This is a genomic window from Enterococcus pernyi, from assembly GCF_045371165.1.
Classification (GTDB): domain Bacteria; phylum Bacillota; class Bacilli; order Lactobacillales; family Enterococcaceae; genus Enterococcus_B; species Enterococcus_B pernyi.
In genome coordinates this window covers 3,233-4,858 of the sequence record NZ_JBIQDM010000022.1, presented here as the reverse complement: position 1 = coordinate 4,858, position 1,626 = coordinate 3,233, and the positions used below count along the sequence as shown (strand labels likewise).

At 53.0% G+C, this 1,626-nt stretch carries 1 rRNA gene; it reads left to right on the top strand.

What is annotated here, in order from left to right:
• Positions 1 to 1,561, top strand: a 16S ribosomal RNA gene (locus ACH0AK_RS14865).
• The last annotated feature ends 65 nt before the right edge of the window (positions 1,562 to 1,626 follow it).

Sequence of the window (1,626 nt, the reverse complement as noted above, 5' to 3'; positions counted from 1 at the left end):
TATTATGAGAGTTTGATCCTGGCTCAGGACGAACGCTGGCGGCGTGCCTAATACATGCAAGTCGAACGCTTCTTTTCCCACCGGAGCTTGCTCCACCGGGAAAAGAGGAGTGGCGAACGGGTGAGTAACACGTGGGTAACCTGCCCATCAGAAGGGGATAACACTTGGAAACAGGTGCTAATACCGTATAACAATCGAAACCGCATGGTTTCGTTTTGAAAGGCGCTTTACGGTGCCGCTGATGGATGGACCCGCGGTGCATTAGCTAGTTGGTGAGGTAACGGCTCACCAAGGCCACGATGCATAGCCGACCTGAGAGGGTGATCGGCCACATTGGGACTGAGACACGGCCCAAACTCCTACGGGAGGCAGCAGTAGGGAATCTTCGGCAATGGACGAAAGTCTGACCGAGCAACGCCGCGTGAGTGAAGAAGGTTTTCGGATCGTAAAACTCTGTTGTTAGAGAAGAACAAGGGTGAGAGTAACTGTTCACCCCTTGACGGTATCTAACCAGAAAGCCACGGCTAACTACGTGCCAGCAGCCGCGGTAATACGTAGGTGGCAAGCGTTGTCCGGATTTATTGGGCGTAAAGCGAGCGCAGGCGGTTTCTTAAGTCTGATGTGAAAGCCCCCGGCTCAACCGGGGAGGGTCATTGGAAACTGGGAGACTTGAGTGCAGAAGAGGAGAGTGGAATTCCATGTGTAGCGGTGAAATGCGTAGATATATGGAGGAACACCAGTGGCGAAGGCGGCTCTCTGGTCTGTAACTGACGCTGAGGCTCGAAAGCGTGGGGAGCAAACAGGATTAGATACCCTGGTAGTCCACGCCGTAAACGATGAGTGCTAAGTGTTGGAGGGTTTCCGCCCTTCAGTGCTGCAGCTAACGCATTAAGCACTCCGCCTGGGGAGTACGACCGCAAGGTTGAAACTCAAAGGAATTGACGGGGGCCCGCACAAGCGGTGGAGCATGTGGTTTAATTCGAAGCAACGCGAAGAACCTTACCAGGTCTTGACATCCTTTGACCACTCTAGAGATAGAGCTTCCCCTTCGGGGGCAAAGTGACAGGTGGTGCATGGTTGTCGTCAGCTCGTGTCGTGAGATGTTGGGTTAAGTCCCGCAACGAGCGCAACCCTTATTGTTAGTTGCCATCATTTAGTTGGGCACTCTAGCAAGACTGCCGGTGACAAACCGGAGGAAGGTGGGGATGACGTCAAATCATCATGCCCCTTATGACCTGGGCTACACACGTGCTACAATGGGAAGTACAACGAGTCGCGAAGTCGCGAGGCTAAGCTAATCTCTTAAAGCTTCTCTCAGTTCGGATTGTAGGCTGCAACTCGCCTACATGAAGCCGGAATCGCTAGTAATCGCGGATCAGCACGCCGCGGTGAATACGTTCCCGGGCCTTGTACACACCGCCCGTCACACCACGAGAGTTTGTAACACCCGAAGTCGGTGAGGTAACCTTTTTGGAGCCAGCCGCCTAAGGTGGGATAGATGATTGGGGTGAAGTCGTAACAAGGTAGCCGTATCGGAAGGTGCGGCTGGATCACCTCCTTTCTAAGGAATATTACGGAGACTACACACGTTTGTCGATACTTTGTTCAGTTTTGAGAGGTCTACTC